Source organism: Bifidobacterium sp. POST2/T3 (B1) (assembly GCF_058197115.1).
Genome location: NZ_JBVPQK010000359.1, coordinates 1 through 2,656 on the forward strand (window position 1 = coordinate 1; position 2,656 = coordinate 2,656).

1 protein-coding gene is annotated in these 2,656 nt (G+C 62.2%); it reads right to left on the reverse strand.

Annotation, left to right across the window (positions count from 1 at the left end; translation table 11 throughout):
* Window positions 1-2,656, reverse strand: a 2,656-nt coding sequence (locus tag AC0AP0_RS11590) for an RCC1 domain-containing protein (protein WP_490430577.1), incomplete at both ends; no start/stop codon positions are given.

Sequence of the window (2,656 nt, forward strand, 5' to 3'; positions counted from 1 at the left end):
GGCTGTTGTCTCCCCAGGTGTAGAGGTTGCCGTCGGAACCTAAGGCGATGGAATGTTCGTCTCCTGCGCTGGCTTGGGTGAAGGCGAGATCTGCCGGGATGTTGGCTTTGCCTGGCTTGTCAGCAGGTGTGCTACTGGTGTCGCGGCCCAGTTGTCCATTGTCGGCATTGCCCCAGGTGTAGATGCTGCCGTCGTCGCTTATGGCCACGGAGTGGCTTCTGCCTGCGCTCGCATGGGTGAAGATGATGCCTGCAGGTGCGTCGGCCTTACCGGGCTTGTCTGCCGGAGTGCTGGTGGTGCTGCGTCCGAGTTCGCCGTGGGTGTTGCCACCCCAGGTGTACGCATTCCCCTGAGTGTCGAGAGCCACTGTGTGGCACCAGCCTGCACTGACGCTACTGAAAGTGACGTCTGCCGGAGTGTCGGCTTTTCCAGGCTTGTTTGCCGGGATGCTGCTGGTGTCGCGGCCCAGTCGGCCGGCGCTGTTGTCTCCCCAGGTGTAGAGGTTGCCGTCCGAGCCCACGGCTACCACATGCGATCCGCCTGCGCTCGCCTGGGTGAAGGTGATGCCTGCCGTGGACTCCACCTTGTTGGGCCTGTTGGCTGGTTTGCTGCTGGTGACGGCACGGCCCAGCTGGCCTCGGCTGTTGTCTCCCCAGGTGTAGAGGCTGCCATCGGAGCCCAGGGCCACGGAAAATCCCGAGCCTGTGCTGACATGAACGAAGTTGACGCCTGCAGGGGCCTCCGCTCTGCCGGGATGGCTGTCCTGCTTGTCGGCGGTGTCGCGGCCCAGTTGCCCATGGCTGCTGTTGTCGCCCCAGGTGTAGAGGCTGCCATCGGAGCCCACAGCCGCGGAATGGAGGTCTCCTCCGTCGACTTGGCTGATGCGGATGCCGCGTTTCATCGGCGGGGTCAGTGTGACGGTCTGGCCGCCTGATTCGGGACCGCTGGCCTTGTCGAGCTTCCACTTGGTGTCGGCACTGCTCCAGTGGGCGGTCAGGTTCACCTTGCCGGTGACCGGCCTGCTGAAATCGTAGGCTGTATCGCCGGTGAACCAGCCGTCGAACAGGTAGCCCCTCTTGGTTGGATCCTTGGCGGGGCGTTTCACATGGTCGCCCTCGGTCACGAGTTGGAGGTAGAACCCAATGCCACCGGCAGGGTCGAAATCAATAAGGTAAGTGCCCAGGTACCTGTAGGGCAGATGTGCGTCTGGACGCTTGCCGTTCATCTTCCAGGTGACGGCCACATCCACCCTGCCATGCTCATGTCTGGGTGTGGTGACGCTCCAGGTGCCGTCCGTGTTGGCGGTCAGGTTGGTGCCGGGCGTCCCGCCGAAACTCACCTTGTCGGGTTTGGGATCCTCGGGGAATGCGACCATGCCGGGACGGCTGTCGTAGTTGCCGCTGGTGCGGCGTCCCAGCTGGCCGTACTTGTTTTCTCCCCAGCTGTAGAGGTTGCCGTCGGAGCCGATGGCCAGGGAATGGGAATAGCCTGCGCTGACCTGGGTGAATTTTGTGACGCCTGTCGGCACGGTGACCTTGCCCGGCTTGGTGCCGTATAAAGCTGATCCGGTGTCGCGTCCCAGCTGGCCCCGATTGTTTTCTCCCCAGCTGTAGAGGTTGCCGTCCGATCCCAGGGCCAGGGTATGCCTGAGTTCTGTGCTGACCTGGGTGAATTTCGTCACGCCTGCTGGCATGGTCACCTTGCCCGGTCTGCCGTCACGGTAGGGATAACCGCCGGTGTCCCGTCCTAGCTGGCCGTGTTCGTTCCATCCCCAGCTGTATAGGCTGCCGTCTGAGCCGGTGGCCAGGGACGTCCACTCTCCGGCGCTGATCCAAGTGAATTTTGTACTGCCTTCCGGGGTGGGCACTTTGACCGGTTGGCCGTCTTTTCCCGCCAAAGCGGTGTCGCGTCCCAGTTCGTCATAACTGTTGTCCCCCCAGGTGTAGAGGTCGCCGTCCGAGTCGAGGGCCATTGAGTAGAAGGTTCCTGCGCTGAGCTGCGTGATTTTCGTGATGCCTGCTGGCATAGGCACTTGGCCTGGCTTGACGTCGTATGGGGCGGAACCCGTGTCGCGTCCCAATTCACCGTGCTTGTTTTCTCCCCAGCTGTAGAGGTTGCCGTCTGATCCTAGGGCCAGGGAATGCCATTTTCCTGCGCAGGCTTGGGTGAAGCGGACGCCGGCCGGGGCAGTGACCAGGCCCGGCTGATTGTCTATCTCGGGGTCGTCTTTCGGGGACTTGCTTACGGTCTCGCGCCCCAGTTCGCCGTAACTGTTGTGTCCCCAGCTGTAGAGGTTGCCGTCCGAACCGATGGCCAGGGAGTGGTAGTAGCCGGTGCTGACCTGGGTGAAGTGGACACCATCTGGCGGAGTGATAAGGCTCGGCGTGCGCTTTTCTTCTTCAGGGGTTCCCAGTATGTAGTTGTTGTCTCCCCAGCTGTAGAGGTTGCCGTCCGAAGCGATGGCCTGGGAACCTTCTATTTTTGCTGGGATGATATGGCTGAAGCGTATTTCTGGCGTGGTGGGCGGGGTCAGGGTGATCTTGGTGTCTCCTGTGGCTTTCCCAGAGGTGGGGGAGAGGCTCCAGGCGCTGGTTCCCTTGGTCCAGTGGGCGGTCAGGGTCAGGTCTGTGGTGACCGGCTGTGTGAAGTCGTAGGC